Raw genomic sequence first — 17,030 nt, 5'->3', positions numbered from 1 at the left:
TGTTAATGGTTACTTGATGAAGCGCACTTCCTTACAGATGCGCTCAATCTCAGCTTCTTTGCGTCTATTGAACTCAACTTTGTTTTGTTCAAAAAGATTGCTGCCTTCTGTATCGATGGAGACAATCAGCGGACCGTAGTTTTTCACTTCATTGACCCAAAGCGTTTCCGGCATTCCCAAGTCTTTCCACTGAGCGTCCACGATTCGTTCCACTTTTTCTGCTGCATACACCGCATTGCCTGCTGGATAAACCAAATGCAAGGCTTTGTATTTCTTACAGCCAGCTTCTGTCCCTGGTCCCATGCCACCTTTACCGACAATCAAACGAACGCCGGTTTCCTCGATGAAAGCTTCTTCAAATTTTTCCATCCGCATGCTGGTGGTTGGTCCTACCGAAATCATTTCATACTCATTGTTGCCGTGGTCCTTAACGATGGGACCTGCATGAAGAATGGCCTTGTCCTTTACATCCACTGGTAATGGTAGTCCCTCTTCTACAACCCGCCGGTGTGCCACATCTCGACAAGTAACTAAAGTTCCTTCTAAATAAACAATATCGCCAATCCGGATATCCTTGATGTCCTCAGCAGATACCGGTGTTTTCAAATGATATTCTTTCATGCTTACTCTCCTCATTTCTAAAAATTACGTTAATTAAAGAGCTGATAGTCTTTTTGCAATGGTAAGGTGTAATTTAAGTCTTTGTCGAAGTTAATCTTTCCTCGTCGGTGAGACCAGCAGCCAACGTTCACGGCTACTCCGATTACCGATGGATGGCGGGCAGTGTTATTGATGTTCACTCCCATAACGGATTTCTTTCCACCAAAGCCCTGAGGCCCCAAGCCAATGTTGTTGATGCCATCTTCCAATAACCGTTCCATCTTTGCGGCATTTGGGTTTTCGCTCACGCTGTCAACTTCCCGCATTAAAGCCAATTTTGAGTTCATGGCCGCCGCTTCCACGGAAGTCCCAATCCCTATTCCCACAAGCAGTGGCGGGCAAGCGTTGATTCCGTAACTAGTCATCTGATCCATCACAAAGCGTACGACGCCTTCGTATCCTTCCCCTGGCATCAAGACTTTTGCGGCCCCAGGCAAGCTACAACCGCCCCCAGCCATGTAGACGTACATTTCCATCTCGTCCCCGTCGCCATCAATATCCGTAAAGATACTTGGCAAGCCAGTACCGATGTTTAGTCCGGTATTGTATTCGTCAAAGGTTTCCACCGCATTGTGACGCAAAGGGGCTTTTTTCGTCGCTAGATACACAGCTTCTTTTAAGATGTCCTTTAATTCACCTAAAAGTGGAAAATTGGAACCACATTTGATGAAAAACTGAAGTGCCCCAGTATCTTGGCAGCTAGGTCGGTTCAGTTTTTCCGCCAACATTTGGTTTTCGCGCATTGTGTCATAGACAAGCTGTTGCAATGGATCTACCTCGATTTTTGACAGTTCGTCTAGCTTCTTGGTCACATCATCCGGAAGTCTTCTCCCTACGACGGTGATGTATTCCACAAGAATGTCTCTCATCTTCTGTGCTTCAGGAGAAAGTACTTTTTCTTCATAAGTGTATTTCATTGTTTCTGCCTCCTAACATTTTCTATATTATGGCTTGAAATAGCTTTCTAAACTATCCAATTCTTCTTTACTTCTCTGATAAAAACACAATCAGACTTCCATAAAAAAGAACCTTAAGTAAGCAAAGCAGCATAAGAAAAATAGGGGGAAAAACAAGTGCTATTAACAACTTTGTATTCGTTTTCATTTTATACGAAACAAAAAACGGGCTAACCACATTTTTGTGATTCGCCCATTAAAAAGATGCACTCACTTCACTATTCGACGAAGATTGGTCATCAAGTCATAGTATTTTTCTTCGTATTCTTTACTACTACAGTTCACGCAAGGATTTTGAAAAGAATCATCGTATTGTTGATAGCGAATCAATTTTTCTTTAATAGCTGCCTGCTCCTCGTCCAAGTTTGCCTTAAAGTTGCGATCGATTTCTCGAAGATCAGAGTCAATCTGTTTCCGGTATTCTGAGGGAGTGGTACCGAAATGCTTTCGAAAGGCCTTGTTAAATGACTTCACATCACTAAAGCCATTTTCGAAGGAGATGGTCGCCACCTTTTTAGTCGTCATGGCCAACTCTAGGATTCCTTTTTGCAGCCGACAACGGGTCAGGTATTCATAAAAATTGATGCCTAACTCGATTTTAAAAATCTTAGAGAGATAGGTCGTGGAATAGTTGCATTCCTTCGCCAATTGTTCCAAGGTCAGCTCCCCACTACAGTTTTCTTCGATGTACTGAATGGCATGATCCAAGAATATCCGCTTCTGGCCCACGGAGTAACCACCCTGCTTAGTGTCTGACGTAAAAAATTCAAATAAAATCTCGGCAATCTTAAATAGCAAGGCATTGTTTTTCAACTTACTAGTCCTTTTTTCATTATTAAGTAATTGTAGTTGGGACAAGTCTTTGCGCAACAGTTGAAAGAGCGGATTGCGGGGTTCATCACTGGAGTTTAATTCAAATCGTCCTTCCGAAATATCGATCCCTTGGGAAGAAAAAAATTCTGGAGAAATATGTAGTCTCATGGCGATGCTGTTCGGCACCGTCGCGAATGTCGCATGACCACAGTTCGAGTTAATCACTAGCAAGTCATTTTCGTCTAAGGAAAAGCTTTGCCCATCCACATTGACCTCAATCTTCCCCGTAATCAACCAAAGCAGCTCAATCTCTGGATGCCAATTATAATGATAACTACCGATACGGTACAACAGCTGATCATAGGCGATTTTCATATTATCAAAGAGATATTCTTTTCGAATTTCCACGGTGTTTCACTCCTGTCGTTTAAAGAAGGTAGTTAACTATGTCTCTTACATTATCGTTCTCCTCTATAGTAAAAGAAATCAAGCGTTTTTGCTACCTAATTTCGCATAATATCGATCCACTATTATGACAACACTAAAAAAGACCCGACACCAAGCCGAGTCTTCTCCCTTCTATTGCTCGCTCCTCCCCCGGAAGAACTCCTGCAACTCTCGAATCACCGCTGTCTCCAAGTAACGCAGGTGCATCATACCGCTACCGCTGCCTTCTTTAATCGCCAGCTCCACACTGCCGATACCTTTTTTCGCCATCCAAAGACTGCTGTTGACGGAAAACGCCTGGAGCTTGTTTTTCTCCACATAGGTCAACTGCCGGGTCAGCATCAGATAGCCCTGGATGCACAGGCGATGTCTGCTCTGAATCTGGTAGCCTTGATAATGACTGTCTAGCCAGCAACCAATCAGAATCAGCACAATCCCTGGCGCCAATGCCCCGCCAATCCAAGCATTAAAGAAGAAACTGCCAATACAAGGAATCAGTAACAGCAAGAACCAGCGGCTAAAATACCAAAGCCAGCCTCGACCGCAATACTGCATGGTGCTAATTACTTGCAAGCCGATTCAAAACTGTCAGCTATATGTTACATATTTTATTGTTGTAGAATTGATGAATTTTTAGTAGCCTCTCATCACCAATTTACTACCTACCCATGCAGGGCTGAAATCGAGTAGGAGGTGAGGGATTAGCTCCCTCACCGACCTCTCACAGCACCGTGCGTACGGTTCCGTACACGGCGCTTCTATTTAGACGTTGTCTTTGATACACTGAGATTTTCTATAACCCAAAGTCTCGGAGTATCAAGGCAAAATCTCAGGGTTCAAAAGCAAAATTTCAGAGTACAAAGTGACGGTTCTGGAATCATCTCACCATCACCCTTCTGCTTGATTATACCTGATAATATATATACACAAAACGCCTAACAATTGCTGCTAGGCGTTTTCTTGAATTCTAAAGTTTTGGTTTGATCTTTCCCTTGGAAACAACCGCCAATGCCACACTCCCTGCTGCTAGAATGACTTTCCCAACAGTTCTACGTTTTTCGCCTCGTTTGTTCTTATGATATGAACAATATTTTTCCCCAGATGGTATTTCAGTATTACAACCTTTTTCCTTACAAACGTTCTGCTCCATCTCCATCTTCCTCCTTATCAAAATTCAGCATTTCTGGCAAAAAATGCACTTCTAACAAATCTTCATTGTGGTCAAGGAAATCAATAATCTCAGTCGAAGATTCAAGAACACTCTCTGAAAGGTACTTAAACGGGTTAGTTGACGTGGGTGGGAGATGCCCATCTAAATATAAGGCATCGTCTCCTGAAAAATCCTTTGATATTAAATCTTGGAAATCACTTACTTCATAATTCAACGCATCATACTCACCTAATTCTGCTAAACTCGCAATTTGAAAGCTGAAAGCATCCTTCATGTAGTCAAGATTATCCAGTGCTGCCTGGGCCAAACTTGCTTCAGCATCTGCTTTTTTACCACCAAACACAGTTTGTATTAAATTGCCATCATCACGAGAGATTCTCAATTGTTCCTTAGTCTCATATAATTGATTCAGTAATAAATTCTTTGCGTTGGTAGCCTGTGAATATGCCTCTAATAACAAAGCCTTCTTCATATTCGTATCTTTCGTCAGAAGTGCAACTTTAAATTTATCTCCAGCTGACTGGACCTCCGCATACCTGTTTAAGTCGAAATTCCTATTGACTCTATTTATCTTTCCATCAAGAATTTCAAGTTTATTCGAGATTTCTTGCATCTTTAGGCTTAATCCGGCTGAAGCAATCGTCGAACCCAATTCTAATGGCATTTCCTTAATTGGCAATTGCGTGAAGAGTTTCCCTGTTTTGGCGTCTCTCAGTATACCAACCGCTTCTCCAGTTGCACCCTTCCTGCTAAAGACCAATTCCCCATTTGCTATTTTCTCAGCTACTTCTTTTGAGATGTCCAGCACCTTTTCTCGACTTCTGCCAACCACCTCTATAAACTGAGGGACGTTTGCCAGTTGCGCAGCCAAGTCAGAAACCAGCTTGTTTCTTTTCCTCTCTTTATACCTTTGAAGAGGGCGTCTTCTCAAATCAAACTGTCCATTTTTTGAAAGCGCCGACTCTGGACGGACAATAATTTCTTCACGTTCTTCCATGTTATTTCCCCACCTATAATTAGTCTTGGAGGTTAATTCGACTAGTTCTCAGTTCATTAGGTGCATTTCCTTAATCAAAAAGACTGACCAACTGTTCATCGAGATCCCCAGATAATAAATCAACGAATCTTACTTGAATTTTTGCTCCCAATTCTTCAGACGAAGACTGGGTACTCCTGAACTCATTTTCGGAATAAGATGTTGAATATGGATAAATCAATACCACTTTATCCACGTTTTCTGATTTGTGGCGGTACCGAGTATAGTAGGCGTACATTTGGTACAAGTCTGCTTGAGAAGGACCTGATGAATCTAGCACCTTCCACTTTGTATCTGCAATAGTCGTTTGGTCATTTTCATAACGCACTACTAGGTCCGGCCTTAATCGATAACCAGCTTTCGTTTCATTAGTACGGTCAAACAACGAATATTTTTTGTCCTGTGCTGATACGTTTGCGTCTGGAAGCGACTTCTTCAACTTATGCGCAATATAAGCTTCAAATATTTCTTCCATAGGGAAGAGAATCGCAAAAGCCAGCGAAGAACCCCTAAATGACGTAAATGACTTTCTACTTAGAAATATCCTACACCAATCCAATGTTTGTGCATAATATTTGTAGTTTCTTCCTATCGAAACTTTCTGGAAGGTTTGTTCTGGCGCGTTGGTTAAATCCACAAATTCAAAATAAACCAATTGCTCGCGAATAATACGTAGGTTGTTATTATCCCTACTATTCTGCAAGAGATACTCAAGAGTGGTCTTGACAAGTTGATTCTCGGCAGAATTCGTCAAAAATTCATCATACTCATTATAAAAGTAGGATTGGTTGACACTGTTCTTCCGCAGATGTTGTGTCATCAGCAGCTTCCCTTTTAGAAACTTTTCATTGCTTTGAACCGTGACATATGAGGATTTAAGGCCAAGTTTAATAATCATATCCGATTCAGTCAGAAACATCGAAATGAAGACTTCAAGTAGATTGTTCTTTTTGGCGTTGAGGTTTGTTAACTTGAAAGTCTTTCCGTTAATACTTCGGACCGTCTTAAGCATTTCCAAAAATAATTGTCGAATTCTTAAATCCGTTGCTTCTTCCGTTCTTCCGGCAATCTTTGGCAATATTTCAATTGTCAACCCAGACTTAGTCTGGAGCACTCCAACATAGTTATTTGCTTGAACACCCTTTTTGATAGGTTTCAAGAATTCTTCTATATCAGACTGACCGGAGAAATCTTTAGAATTCTGCTCATCAATATAAGCTCGCAACTCCTCGATATCCTTCTTAAAGATGCGCTTGCCATCTGGATAAATCCTTCCAAATTCCCGAATTGAGATTGTTCGATTTTTTTCTGGCATATCAATCACCTACTTTGGTGATATTCTTCGCAAACTGGATGAAATCCGCATCGGAGACGTTTTTTGCAACTTCAAATTTTATTTCGTCATTGTCAGATTTTAGCTCATTAAAGGCATTTGAGAACAAGGTTGAATCATCATTCACCTGAACGATATAAATTTGTTGAGTGTCATTCAAAACTGCCTGAATCTTTTCGTAATCTTCATAGAAATACTCTTGCAATAGTGGGATGATTTTATTCTCAAATACTGCTTTCAATTCGCCAATTGTCCCAATATTTAGGAAGAATGCATGTCCCAACGTATGTTCTCTATCATATAGGAATTCAATCCGTCGATTCATTATTTCTAGAAGAGAGGCAACGTCAATTCCATCAATTTGACCAACCTCCTTGCGCACAACACCAGGATCGGGCATCTTTTCAATAAAATCAAAACGGCGGCGCAAGGCAGTGTCCATCATTGCTATAGATCTATCGGCAGTATTCATTGTTCCTAGAATATAGACGTTTTGAGGCACTCCAAAAATATCACCTGAATAAGGTAAAACAACACTTAGAGATTCGGAAGCTCCAATACGTTTTGATGGTTCAATCAAGGTGATTAACTCACCGAAAATCTTACTGATGTTTCCCCGGTTAATTTCATCTATAACAAACAGGAAGTTCTGATCCGGATTTTGTTTTGCATCATTACAGAATCGCTTGAACACACCATCTTTTACCTGATAGCTAATTTTCCCATCCTCTGTTTCAGCATTGATTCCTTCAATGAAATCTTCATATCCATAAGATTGATGGAAGGTCACTATTTTTACAAAAAAGTCTTCATCAGACATTTGTTCTTCCGTGATATGTGATTCTGCTTCATCAGCTGCATTTTTCCCATTTTCAGTTACTGACCAGTTGTCATGCTCATCCTTAGTAAACAGATCTAATCCATTTCGTGATGACACTGTTGTTGATTTTTCGTCAGCGTTATTCAGAATGGTTGTTGAAATGGTTTGATAGGCATTTTTACTGGACTTAGTATTAGCATACTGTTCTAATAACTCAAGTGATGAAATCTCTTTCACCTTTAGTGAGGGATACTCTTCCCGCTTCATCGCAAGGAGAATCGTTTCTTTCCAGGTTAGAGAATCAAAATTTACGATCGAATGAGCTAAAGTTTGGCCATGGATCAGCTCTTCTTTGTATTTATTGATACTGTACGTTTTCCCAGTTCCTGGGGGGCCATATAAAATTCTATTCCAACCCTTACTCGGCGATTTACTCCCCTCCTGTTTCTTCTCAAACTCATCAAAATAGACTTCCAAATTATTCATTAATTCGAGAAACTTTGAATAATTCTCATCCGTCAAATCAACTTCCATTTCAGCGATTTCACCGCTATCTTCTTGCAAAACTGTCACTGGAAGCTCGAACTGAACTTGATCACCTAGTTTAGACACATACGAATTGTCTTTATTCGTATGGTTGTTGTTTTCATCATAAACTCTAAACACCCTAGCTTCGAGTTTTACAATCAAATTATCTCCTCGAGTATCACCTGCATCCGGCATAAATTCCACTGCATACTTGTGATCATTTGAGAAGTGAATCGATGAATTGCGATAACCATAATTCTGATTCTGCGCACTACCATTCAAAAAATGAATGCATTCTAGGCCAGTATCAAACCAAGACCGATCTACCCCTTCAGAGATATAAGCTTCGATATTACTCGCCCATTCTGGTTTATGCAAACTCAGCACGTTATTTGATGTGTTATATCGATGATCATCCGCATAGTAGTTTGTTGCCGACGATTTGCCGTAATCAACACGAGTTAATATTTTTTTCTGAGCGACTAACACAAAGAAGTTGAGGATGGTTTCTAACTCCTCTTTACTCATTTGTTTTTGACCACTTTCGGAGATTGCTGCTTGTGCTTCCATCAATTTTGAATATAAAGTCACCAGCTGATTGCTAATCCCTTCATCATTTAGCATTAAATCTAAAACAGTGAACTCACCGTACGATTCTGTATGTCCATACTTTCGTAATTCGAGAGATTCTATCTTTTCATCTGTTGGCGCTATATTAATAAACTCAGGGTTCCCCTTCCTATCTTGAAACAGAATCTGATTTTTCTTTGGAGCCACTTTGATATCCTTCCAAAGTTTGATAGCAAGTTCTCCTTCTCTATATGAAGTCCAGGACTTGTACTTTTCTCCAAATTCCTTGTTATTTTGGCCACCTTCACCTAGACCAAATGCTTTATCTCCGTCTACCAAATCCACGTTAATTTTCATCTGGTTAACAAAGAATTTAAGCAGATTCTTGAACTTTGGAACCTCTGTCTTATAAATCAGATAATCATCATACAGTTGTCTCAATGCTTGATTAGGTTGAGCATTCGAGAAAAGGTCTAGCTTATCAATCTCATAACTTTTATGATTCAGTTGGATATCTGCTCCACCATCAGATTGGTCCCGAAGGACGATTTGAAATTCTTTCGCTACATAGTTTTGAAACACGACTCTAAATTGAATCATTGGCCCATTTTGTAGCGTATAAAACAAATATGGTGGAAGAGCCATACCGTTCCCATTATCTGGTCCGTAATGCCCTGATTTAAATAAATAAACTGTGTGTTGGGTGCCATCTATTGTAACCTTGTCATTACCTTGACCAACCCCAGTTACTCGTTCGTATTGATTCGCTTCAAAACCCTGCCCGCCTATCGTAGCTTTGCGATCACTCTTCTCCGTATTTGGATTCAAGTTGATATTTGCTAGTTCGATGAATCTACGTAATAATCGTTTAAATATGACATATTTATTTGGTGCTTTGGTCATATCAAAGCTAGAATAAAATGCTTCTATGCTACTTCCAGCCTCCACGAACGCAACTTTAAGATCCCGATATTTTGAAACCAAACTCTCCAAGTTCTCAATGATTGCCTCATCAGAAGGCATATTGTCCGTATGATACTCATATGAATAGATATTTGTTTTTTCATATCCCTTAGCAAGCGCGGTAGATGCCGATAAATCGATATGATTCACTACAGAGTCGGAAGTAGGATACTTCTCCCCTATTTTTCGAGAAATAGTGCGCACATCCTGATCCGCAATTTTTTGTTCTCTGAAGTAGGTTACTCCTTGGTTGAAGCTCAAATACACGCGTTTCCCATCTGAACTAAAGAGAAAAACAATGTATACACCTTTGGTTGTGCTTGAAGTAATATCTCTATCCATGATGGCAATCCAGGGAACATCCGCAAAATTCCCATTTCCAATTGAACCTTTTACAATAAAATCGTCAAGATTTGTCGCTTGCTTCAGAGCATTTGGAATTTTGTCTTTAAAGTCCCTCCCTATAGCTGCACCTGTAAACGTGCCTGTCTTCGCCTCAGGATAACTCTGAGCAGCATTAGCAATTAATTCAGATAGTCCCATTTAGGTCTTCCCTTCAATGAATTTGAATATAGTATTTTTCGGATAATTTCACATAAATATTATATCACTGAAAGGGCGCCTCCTGTCGAATTCTTAAGCTTCACTGGACCACTTGTAACTCAAGAAGATATCTAATCTCACCGAGAGGGATATATTTCCTTCTCACCTCATCAAGATCGTGATGTTCCAGCCACGCAGCATGTTTCTGCTCCTCAGGTGTCATCCAGTAATAAACAAACGAATCATCTACGTCATAGTCCGCCAAGTATTCCACCCCACCGATTTCCTTAAAAATTGCAATGCCATCTGCGTCTTCTCCCAAAAAGTCAATAGCTTCATCAATTTCAAGGACTTTCTGTTCTAGGGTTGTCAAATTTTCCCACAAAAGAAGATTCGAGATGTCCGTCCTTATTTGCTTCACAAAAATCATTAAGAATATACTTTTGATACGAAGCTTGCAGAGTATATTTATCTTGTAAAACTTTTAATGTCACATATACTCCAAGCATAAATTCAACATGACGGTCCTTATTCAGATATTGCTTGCTGTACATCGACTTCAGCACATCACTAGAATTGGCAGCTTCATAAAGACTAGACATAAATTGCCCATATGCTAGCGCCTTGCGAATCTGCATTGGATTCAACAATTCAGACCCTGTATTGATTCGCTCAAATATTAAATATTTTGCCTTATCATTTTCGGGCCCAATCTGACGGAAATCAATAACTGTGACAGTAGAACGTTTTAGCTTTTTCTGCTGGTCTGCCGTCAGGTCTTGGAACCTCTTTCCTTGAATTGAGCTATCAACATTCGATGATAATTTTGCCGGCACACGTCTTTGTGTATCGTTGGTTAATGCACCCCATTGATTGCCTAAGACATAGTTGCTAATCGCAGTCAATCGTTGAAGGCCATCAATCACTTCATACGAATTATTGCCAATATCCATAAAAAACAGCGGCGTTTTAGCTCATCCACTGATTCCGCACTCACCCGAACCACATAACTCAATTTGTACATGGATTCTTTTGACTGATCCAAGGTAGTTTCCAATTCGTCTACGGAATCCAAAGCATCTAAGACATTGGCATTCGTTTCATTGTCAGATTGATAAGCATGGTTATCTAAATCTTTTAGTTCCTTTTTCTTATTGCGAACGGTAGCTAAGGCCTTTTTGTTCGTCACAATTTCCACATTCATGGAAGTATCAATGGGAAAAGTGAATTGTTGTTGCTGGTAATAGAAAAGTTCCGAAGAAGGAAACTCCATCTCTCCTACAATCGTATTGATTGTTAAGTAAGTTACATACGATTCATGATTTTCATGTTCCATCCGTAAGTAACGAGGCTTTTCTTCAACCAAACAATGACTGGGACGTAGCAGGTCATAACGTTTCACCAGCGTTTCTGATTTTAGCTTTTTCTTTGGTAGCTGAAATTCATATTCTTCAAACGGTGTCCCTTTTTCACCATAGATATGTTCAATCAAGTAAGTCAGATCGCTCGGTGTGACTCGTCTGACTTTAAATCTTCGAGCCAATTTACTTTCCATTAGTTTTTCAAGCTTGGTATATCGACGAATTTCTTCATTAGATAAGGAAACAAAATCCCCCATCAAATGATGATTCACCCCATAGACAAATTCTTGAAGCCCAGAAAGGAAAGATTTCTTGAGACTCTTTAGATTGACCTCCTCATCTGTGGCAATCAGTTTAAAGCCAATAAAAAAGCGATAATCAATCTGACTATCGCCAATCAAGGATACTAATGCATCTGTCTGTAGGTCAATCCGTTGTTTCGCAATTTCTTTTAATCGACCCGTAATTTCCTTTTTCGATCGCTCCTGTGTAGCTCGAATACTACTTTCTGTAGCAATTTGTAGGGCATGAATCTTACCCTCGCGATTTTGCGCAATCAATTGACGAAAGTTATCATGCACTTGATACTTCTGTTCAGGTGACAAAAAAGAGTAATTGTAAGGCACTAATTCATAGTAGGCAAAACATTCGCCTTCTTGGTTAAAAACAAGATTGTTTTCAATATACTTAATCGGGTACATAATTCACACTCCTAACAAGAGTAATGGGTTCGTCCCATCGTTTTTTCTGTTCTTTGACTTTTTTTCCTGCAAAAGTGACCTTAAACCGTAAGTGATAACTGATAAAGGATCGTAAAAATCCCAGTGGTTTCTTACCGTCAAACGTCTTTTGCGACATAAACCAAGTAACCGCCACCGGTATGCCTAAGTATTTTAAAAAGGCCCCCTCTATCATAGATAGCGGAGGCACATGAGCAAATACAATGACAAACAACATGGACAAAACGAACCAAGCCATCTGGTTAAAGGTCACAGGAAAAGGCAACTGAAAATCATTGATTGCGTAAATGACTTTTTCAACTGCCCAAATACTGGTATAGCTTTTTATTTTTTTCATCAAATCATTCCTTTGAAAAAGAAGGATAGTTTCGTTAGTATGGATACTCAAAAACTCCTCGACTCGTAACCAAATAATTCCCGCCAATCTCCAAGTCTCGGCCACAAGCATCAAAGTCAATATACGTCTTCAAGTGTTCTGGTACTTCGCCAAAATCACCTGATTCCGTAATTAGATAATACGCTACATCACTCATATCATCGCAGTCTGGATAATAGATAATATCATCCACATGCTCTACCATTTCCTCGAAAGAATTGAAGAAAGTATGCTGAATCTCTGAGGCAACCTCACCAATCGGCGTTCCTTCTAGTTCTTCCGCTAAACCACACAACCGGTTAATTTCTTCAATTGGTGTGTATTCATCAATCTCAAAAGGTAGTTCATAATCATGGATCGCATACTCTTCGTATTCGTCATTTAATCCAATCCGTTCTTTGACTTCATCAAAATCGACAGGTGGGGTAAACCACGCCCCCACCAATTCCCCCTCGTTGTATCGACCTAAGTTCGCAATATAAATACGCATCTGTTCCATCGTGATTCCCCCTTAGGCACCGACGATTCGGTTAAACAAATTGAGTAAGACATCTTTCACACCAGAAGCGTTAAAGACCAGACCTACCGCAATCAAGGCAATCACCAAAAAACCAATCAGTTTGGAAAACTCCCGCTTAAATCCTAAAAACAACCCAATGACCACAATCGCCAGTAAGACCAAAGATTGGGCATTGGTTAAAAACCACTGATATAGATTTTGTCCGAAATTCATCTCGTCACTTTCCTTTCTTTTCCATTGCTCGGTCCGCTGCTGCACTTGCATTCATCAAGCACATCACGGTAACGCCGAGCAGACTGCCACCAAATACCAATAAAATATCTTTTACAATTCCCATCACAATTCCTCTTTTCATACAATCAAGTTTTCGATTGCTGTACTCTGCTGTTCTAAAATCTTTTTATGCCGTTCAGATAATTCGGCGTTTAATACCATGTCACTAATAAAAGTGGTTCCTCTAATACGATCCAACTCAATTGTCATTTTTAGAGTTGGGGCAACCTGCCTTCCTAACCAGTTGTAAGTTCGTTCAATTGTGTAAGGCTTTGGTTCTGAGGTCAATTGAATTTCTTTGCGATTCCGCCCAACAAAACGCCCCCATTTTTCATTCAAGGGCCAATTGGTTCGTCTTTTCCCCTGTACCTTATCTGCAATCCGCATATAACGAGTAATGATAGAAAAAGTTGTACTTTCAATACTTCGCCCTTTTAGCAAGTCGACAATTGCGTGATAAGCACGTTCGTTTTTCAAGCGAATCTCAAAGCGATTTTTTGTTTCCGTCTGGTCTAAAGGAATTCCTAGTTTGATATATTGTTCATAGTCTTTTTCATAGAGACAGAAATAAACCTCACTTTTGAGACTGCCGATATACAAGGTATTGCCCATGCCATCCTTTTCATCGGACTTCATCAACTCGCCAGAACGATAGCTCTTAAAGGTTCGGAAGAGAGAAATACATTCTTGATTTTGACACTTCCTAGTCAACTCAGGAATATTCAATAATCCAGCTCGATCATTGATCGCTAGGTCCAAGCGTTTCATCACGCCACCGACTTTTAGACAATCCTCGAAAAAGTCGTACCAACTTCTCTTTTGTGCTAATAAGAATGTTTCAAATTGGCGGCACCCACGCCCTTTCATTTCGATGAGTACTCCTTTGTCTTCTTGCTGAGAGACCATTACTACAATATCTCCCATGACGTATTGTTCTTGGTAAGAATAAAAGGCATAGTCCTCATGAAGCATATAGTCAAAATTTAAATGTAAAACCTCATGAATAATTTTTCGGGCGTTTGTAGTTGGAAATCGAATCCGTACATAATCAAAGAGCATCGTTAAAGGCAAATCAGGGTTGAACGTTTCTAGCTGTTGAAAAATCTTTCGCATGACACTTTTAGCAGGTACCTTCTTCCCTGACTCAATTTTATTGAGATACTCTCGCGATAAATCACAAGCAATTGCCAACTTGTTTTGAGTGACCTTGTACTCCTTCCTTTTTTCCTTCAATAATTCTTTTGTAAAGCTTCTTCTCATTGATGATCCACCACCAAATTTCAAAATGTGAACTAGCCAATTCGAGTTCACATTTTCTAAAGATCCTAATTATCCTTGCTATGACAAGCATTCTTCATTGTTGCTTGCTTATTTTTTGTGTTTTTGTACCCCCCTGTTAGATACGGGGGGTGAGACATCATGGCCGGCTGACGCCGTCCATGAACAGGCACAGCACCACGGAGGATTTCTGCTTCGCAAATCCCCCGCGGTCAGCGCCTATCAGTTGGTTTATTTAGTCGTTACTCCGCAGTAATACCCTCAATTTCTAGTTCTGCTTTTATCTCAAACAAGTATTGGCGGATATCAGGTTCTTTGGCAAGGTCCGCAATCCGTTCGAATTCACTGATAACCTGATTCAACTCAATTCGAGCATCGGTTTCCTCATCCATTACATATGAATCACCAGGGACTTTCACCCCATTTTTTCGAATATCAAAATTGAGCCGGTACAGTTCTTCTTCCAGTTCCGGATCTGACTGAATCTTGCCAATCACCCAGTAGATTTCTCCAATCAACTCATCATAAATCATCTAGTTTTACCTCCTTTAATCTTCTGTCAATATCAAAAATAACCGGAACTGTTACTGAGTTTCCGGCCTGCTTATATAACTGACTATCTGAATTGACTTGAGAAGCTCGGTCAAAAGCCCAATCGGGAAACCCTTGAAGTCGCCAGCACTCCCTAGGTGTTAACTTCCGAATCTAATACTGATCTGTGACGACCGCTTGTTGGTCTCCTGTTAGTAAAGTATGCACACTTTGTTTTCCCAGACGACCTCGACGACTTGTGGAATTAGGAAAAGCCAAGTTCACACTGTCCCCTGGCTTCACCTCTTGATATTCTGTTTCATTTTTGCGAATCATGATTTTTGTTCCACCTTGTTTCGTTGACAAGGTGGGGGCAGTTCCAGTTACCTCATAAACACGATTGCCTTGTTCAAAATTTCCTGATAACATACCGGCTAAAGAAATTCCATCCTTTACCGGCAATGCGATTTTGATTCCTTCATCACCGGTTAAGGTTGGGGCAACCCCATCTGAACCATAGACTTGGCCACCCATTCCTCGATTGGAAGGATTGATATTTAACAAGTTTCGGATGTTTTGATCAGATGTTGGAGACGATTCAATGATAGGAAATACTTGTTTGGTACGTGCGTCTCGAGAATGTCCGATAAGGAAGACCCGCTCGCGGCTTTGGGGAACGTAGGCCTTTGAGTTAAGCACCTGCCATTCCACATCATACCCCAATCCATCCAGCGTTCGGAGGATCGTCTCGAACGTAGCCCCTCCTTCGTGATTGAGCAATCCCCGGACGTTCTCAAGGAATAAAAACTTAGGTTGGAGAAGAGTGGCGAACCGAGCGATTTCAAAGAATAAAGTACCTCGAGTATCGGAAAATCCTTGCCGCTTTCCCGCAATTGAAAAAGCTTGGCACGGAAATCCGCCGCAAAGGACGTCCACTGGTCCGAGGGATTGAACAAACTCGTCTGATACCCTTGTGATGTCATGCATTTCTACCTCCTTCCTTGTATCATGGATTGCGTTATAACTCTGCCGAGCAAATTCATCAATTTCACAAAAGCCGATACACTGGTGGCCGGCTTGTTCCATACCTAAGCGAAAGCCACCAATCCCGGCAAATAAATCTAAAAATCTCATACATCACCTCTTTCATTGCAAAGAAAAAAGCCAAGAACATTTTTGCTCTTGGCTCATACATTATTAATTTGTCCTACTATTTTTTATCTAATCCAACTATTTTCCGCTGTTTTTCATTGGCCTGATCGGCTACATATTTAATCACTGTTTTGAATTCTTTTGCAGTAGCATTTTCCGATAAATCCGCAATGCTCTTATTGTATTTCTTTACAATTTTCGTTACTTGTTCTTTCTCAGTCATGTAATTGAACCTCCAAATCTTCCCTACTATACCCTAGCGGTAAAAATAATTCTAGGTTATCCGCAGCATAATGAACTTCAGAAATGTTATTCATATAATCTTTTATAATAATATGAAGCAGCACATCTGGATGTTTACTCTTTACTTTCGCAATATTTTCTCTTGATTTGAAAAAGGCGTTAATGAATACCTTTTTCGGCACATGGCGTCCCTCTGCCAGTTCACGTTCTTGTGTAAAATTCCAAGCGATTTTTGGGTCTTGATAAACATAGAAAATCGTCACTCGAAAATGATTTTTCAATGCCCGCGAAATATTTTTTTCAGCACTTAATATAGCAAAAGTTGCATCCAGAATAAAAGAATAACCATGCTCTAAGACATATCTAAATGCCTGCTCCACCAACCAAGAAGATGCTTTTTGAAAAAGACTAGAATTTTTTCCATTATAATCAGGAAACAGGGTACGAAAGTAATCCGCATCAATAATTACGTGATTATCATAATTCTCAGCCAATCCAATGGCAACCTCTGACTTTCCAGCACCAGGACTCCCTGCCATAAAAACTGCGTCTCGTCCAACTTCGGGGGATTTTCCTTTGATAATATAAGAAATAAAACTATCCATATTTGCTTTTGCATACTCTAAATAAGAATCATTACTTTCCACATTAATCGCCCCCTTTCTTTCTACTACATAAAAGTATTATACGTTACTTGAAGTATAAAGTCAGTATTT

At 40.1% G+C, this 17,030-nt stretch carries 18 protein-coding genes and 2 pseudogenes; all 20 read right to left on the bottom strand.

Annotation, left to right across the window (positions count from 1 at the left end):
* Nucleotides 1–9: 9 nt before the first annotated feature.
* Nucleotides 10–621 carry a L(+)-tartrate dehydratase subunit beta gene (ttdB, locus tag BN1875_RS12470; RefSeq protein WP_010759312.1) on the bottom strand — a complete coding sequence of 204 codons (612 nt, stop codon included), beginning with the start codon at nucleotides 619–621 and terminating at the stop codon, nucleotides 10–12.
* 29 nt (nucleotides 622–650) lie between these two features.
* Nucleotides 651–1,577 (bottom strand): L(+)-tartrate dehydratase subunit alpha, encoded by a 927-nt coding sequence (gene ttdA / locus BN1875_RS12465; RefSeq protein ID WP_010759313.1) that lies wholly within the window; start codon nucleotides 1,575–1,577, stop codon nucleotides 651–653.
* Nucleotides 1,578–1,826: 249 nt separating this feature from the next.
* Nucleotides 1,827–2,837 (bottom strand): AraC family transcriptional regulator, encoded by a 1,011-nt coding sequence (locus BN1875_RS12460; RefSeq protein ID WP_048605148.1) that lies wholly within the window; start codon nucleotides 2,835–2,837, stop codon nucleotides 1,827–1,829.
* 171 nt (nucleotides 2,838–3,008) lie between these two features.
* Nucleotides 3,009–3,431 (bottom strand): PH domain-containing protein, encoded by a 423-nt coding sequence (locus BN1875_RS12455; RefSeq protein WP_048605147.1) that lies wholly within the window; start codon nucleotides 3,429–3,431, stop codon nucleotides 3,009–3,011.
* 412 nt (nucleotides 3,432–3,843) lie between these two features.
* The gene (locus BN1875_RS12450) at nucleotides 3,844–4,026 is read right to left on the bottom strand and encodes a hypothetical protein (protein ID WP_002336883.1); all 183 of its coding nucleotides are present in this window, start codon (nucleotides 4,024–4,026) and stop codon (nucleotides 3,844–3,846) included.
* Nucleotides 4,007–5,044: a hypothetical protein gene (locus BN1875_RS12445; protein ID WP_048605146.1), complete on the bottom strand. Its 1,038-nt coding sequence runs from the start codon at nucleotides 5,042–5,044 to the stop codon at nucleotides 4,007–4,009. Before BN1875_RS12445 ends, BN1875_RS12450 begins: the two co-directional genes overlap by 20 nt.
* A gap of 70 nt (nucleotides 5,045–5,114) precedes the next feature.
* The gene (locus BN1875_RS12440; RefSeq protein WP_048605145.1) at nucleotides 5,115–6,398 is read right to left on the bottom strand and encodes an McrC family protein; all 1,284 of its coding nucleotides are present in this window, start codon (nucleotides 6,396–6,398) and stop codon (nucleotides 5,115–5,117) included.
* A gap of 1 nt (nucleotide 6,399) precedes the next feature.
* Nucleotides 6,400–9,840 (bottom strand): MrcB family domain-containing protein, encoded by a 3,441-nt coding sequence (locus tag BN1875_RS13345; RefSeq protein ID WP_053082161.1) that lies wholly within the window; start codon nucleotides 9,838–9,840, stop codon nucleotides 6,400–6,402.
* A gap of 100 nt (nucleotides 9,841–9,940) precedes the next feature.
* A complete protein-coding gene (locus tag BN1875_RS12430) occupies nucleotides 9,941–10,213 on the bottom strand; it encodes a hypothetical protein (protein ID WP_048605144.1) in 273 nt (90 codons plus the stop codon).
* Nucleotides 10,185–10,793, bottom strand: a complete 609-nt coding sequence (locus BN1875_RS12425) for a GmrSD restriction endonuclease domain-containing protein (RefSeq protein ID WP_048605143.1) — start codon at nucleotides 10,791–10,793, stop codon at nucleotides 10,185–10,187. The genes BN1875_RS12430 and BN1875_RS12425 overlap by 29 nt, the downstream gene beginning before the upstream one ends.
* Nucleotides 10,794–10,798: 5 nt before the next feature.
* Nucleotides 10,799–11,902: pseudogene (locus BN1875_RS12420) on the bottom strand (ATP-binding protein); the annotation flags it as partial.
* Nucleotides 11,889–12,278 (bottom strand): conjugal transfer protein, encoded by a 390-nt coding sequence (locus BN1875_RS12415; RefSeq protein ID WP_048605142.1) that lies wholly within the window; start codon nucleotides 12,276–12,278, stop codon nucleotides 11,889–11,891. The gene BN1875_RS12415 and the pseudogene BN1875_RS12420, both read right to left, overlap by 14 nt.
* 34 nt (nucleotides 12,279–12,312) lie before the next feature.
* On the bottom strand, nucleotides 12,313–12,816 hold the full coding sequence (locus BN1875_RS12410) for an antirestriction protein ArdA (RefSeq protein WP_048605141.1): 504 nt from the start codon (nucleotides 12,814–12,816) through the stop codon (nucleotides 12,313–12,315).
* Between the two features lie 12 nt (nucleotides 12,817–12,828).
* On the bottom strand, nucleotides 12,829–13,050 hold the full coding sequence (locus BN1875_RS12405) for a hypothetical protein (protein WP_002298822.1): 222 nt from the start codon (nucleotides 13,048–13,050) through the stop codon (nucleotides 12,829–12,831).
* Nucleotides 13,051–13,054: 4 nt separating this feature from the next.
* The gene (locus BN1875_RS13405) at nucleotides 13,055–13,192 is read right to left on the bottom strand and encodes a DUF3789 domain-containing protein (RefSeq protein WP_147570601.1); all 138 of its coding nucleotides are present in this window, start codon (nucleotides 13,190–13,192) and stop codon (nucleotides 13,055–13,057) included.
* A complete protein-coding gene (gene mobT, locus BN1875_RS12400; protein ID WP_048605140.1) occupies nucleotides 13,189–14,370 on the bottom strand; it encodes a MobT family relaxase in 1,182 nt (393 codons plus the stop codon). Before mobT ends, BN1875_RS13405 begins: the two co-directional genes overlap by 4 nt.
* A 260-nt stretch (nucleotides 14,371–14,630) precedes the next feature.
* Nucleotides 14,631–14,921, bottom strand: a complete 291-nt coding sequence (locus tag BN1875_RS12395; RefSeq protein ID WP_002390861.1) for a hypothetical protein — start codon at nucleotides 14,919–14,921, stop codon at nucleotides 14,631–14,633.
* Nucleotides 14,911–16,053 (bottom strand): annotated as a pseudogene (locus BN1875_RS12390) (DNA cytosine methyltransferase). Before BN1875_RS12390 ends, BN1875_RS12395 begins: the two are co-directional and overlap by 11 nt.
* 76 nt (nucleotides 16,054–16,129) lie before the next feature.
* Nucleotides 16,130–16,294 carry a hypothetical protein gene (locus BN1875_RS13755; protein WP_178982643.1) on the bottom strand — a complete coding sequence of 55 codons (165 nt, stop codon included), beginning with the start codon at nucleotides 16,292–16,294 and terminating at the stop codon, nucleotides 16,130–16,132.
* Nucleotides 16,287–16,961, bottom strand: a complete 675-nt coding sequence (locus BN1875_RS12385; RefSeq protein WP_048605139.1) for a zeta toxin family protein — start codon at nucleotides 16,959–16,961, stop codon at nucleotides 16,287–16,289. Before BN1875_RS12385 ends, BN1875_RS13755 begins: the two co-directional genes overlap by 8 nt.
* Nucleotides 16,962–17,030 lie beyond the last annotated feature (69 nt).

Source organism: Enterococcus massiliensis, assembly GCF_001050095.1.
GTDB lineage: Bacteria > Bacillota > Bacilli > Lactobacillales > Enterococcaceae > Enterococcus_C > Enterococcus_C songbeiensis.
Note: the sequence above shows the minus strand (reverse complement) of the source record. Positions and strands in the feature narration are given on the sequence as shown.

Coding starts and splice junctions, on each gene's coding strand:
- ttdB (WP_010759312.1), bottom strand. CDS start 621: ATGAAAGAATATCATTTGAAAACACCGGTATCTGCTGAGGACATCAAG.
- ttdA (WP_010759313.1), bottom strand. CDS start 1,577: ATGAAATACACTTATGAAGAAAAAGTACTTTCTCCTGAAGCACAGAAG.
- BN1875_RS12455 (WP_048605147.1), bottom strand. CDS start 3,431: ATGCAGTATTGCGGTCGAGGCTGGCTTTGGTATTTTAGCCGCTGGTTC.
- BN1875_RS12450 (WP_002336883.1), bottom strand. CDS start 4,026: ATGGAGCAGAACGTTTGTAAGGAAAAAGGTTGTAATACTGAAATACCA.
- BN1875_RS12445 (WP_048605146.1), bottom strand. CDS start 5,044: ATGGAAGAACGTGAAGAAATTATTGTCCGTCCAGAGTCGGCGCTTTCA.
- BN1875_RS12440 (WP_048605145.1), bottom strand. CDS start 6,398: ATGCCAGAAAAAAATCGAACAATCTCAATTCGGGAATTTGGAAGGATT.
- BN1875_RS13345 (WP_053082161.1), bottom strand. CDS start 9,840: ATGGGACTATCTGAATTAATTGCTAATGCTGCTCAGAGTTATCCTGAG.
- BN1875_RS12425 (WP_048605143.1), bottom strand. CDS start 10,793: ATGGATATTGGCAATAATTCGTATGAAGTGATTGATGGCCTTCAACGA.
- BN1875_RS12415 (WP_048605142.1), bottom strand. CDS start 12,278: ATGAAAAAAATAAAAAGCTATACCAGTATTTGGGCAGTTGAAAAAGTC.
- BN1875_RS12410 (WP_048605141.1), bottom strand. CDS start 12,816: ATGGAACAGATGCGTATTTATATTGCGAACTTAGGTCGATACAACGAG.
- BN1875_RS12405 (WP_002298822.1), bottom strand. CDS start 13,050: ATGAATTTCGGACAAAATCTATATCAGTGGTTTTTAACCAATGCCCAA.
- BN1875_RS13405 (WP_147570601.1), bottom strand. CDS start 13,192: ATGAAAAGAGGAATTGTGATGGGAATTGTAAAAGATATTTTATTGGTA.
- mobT (WP_048605140.1), bottom strand. CDS start 14,370: ATGAGAAGAAGCTTTACAAAAGAATTATTGAAGGAAAAAAGGAAGGAG.
- BN1875_RS12395 (WP_002390861.1), bottom strand. CDS start 14,921: ATGATTTATGATGAGTTGATTGGAGAAATCTACTGGGTGATTGGCAAG.
- BN1875_RS13755 (WP_178982643.1), bottom strand. CDS start 16,294: ATGACTGAGAAAGAACAAGTAACGAAAATTGTAAAGAAATACAATAAG.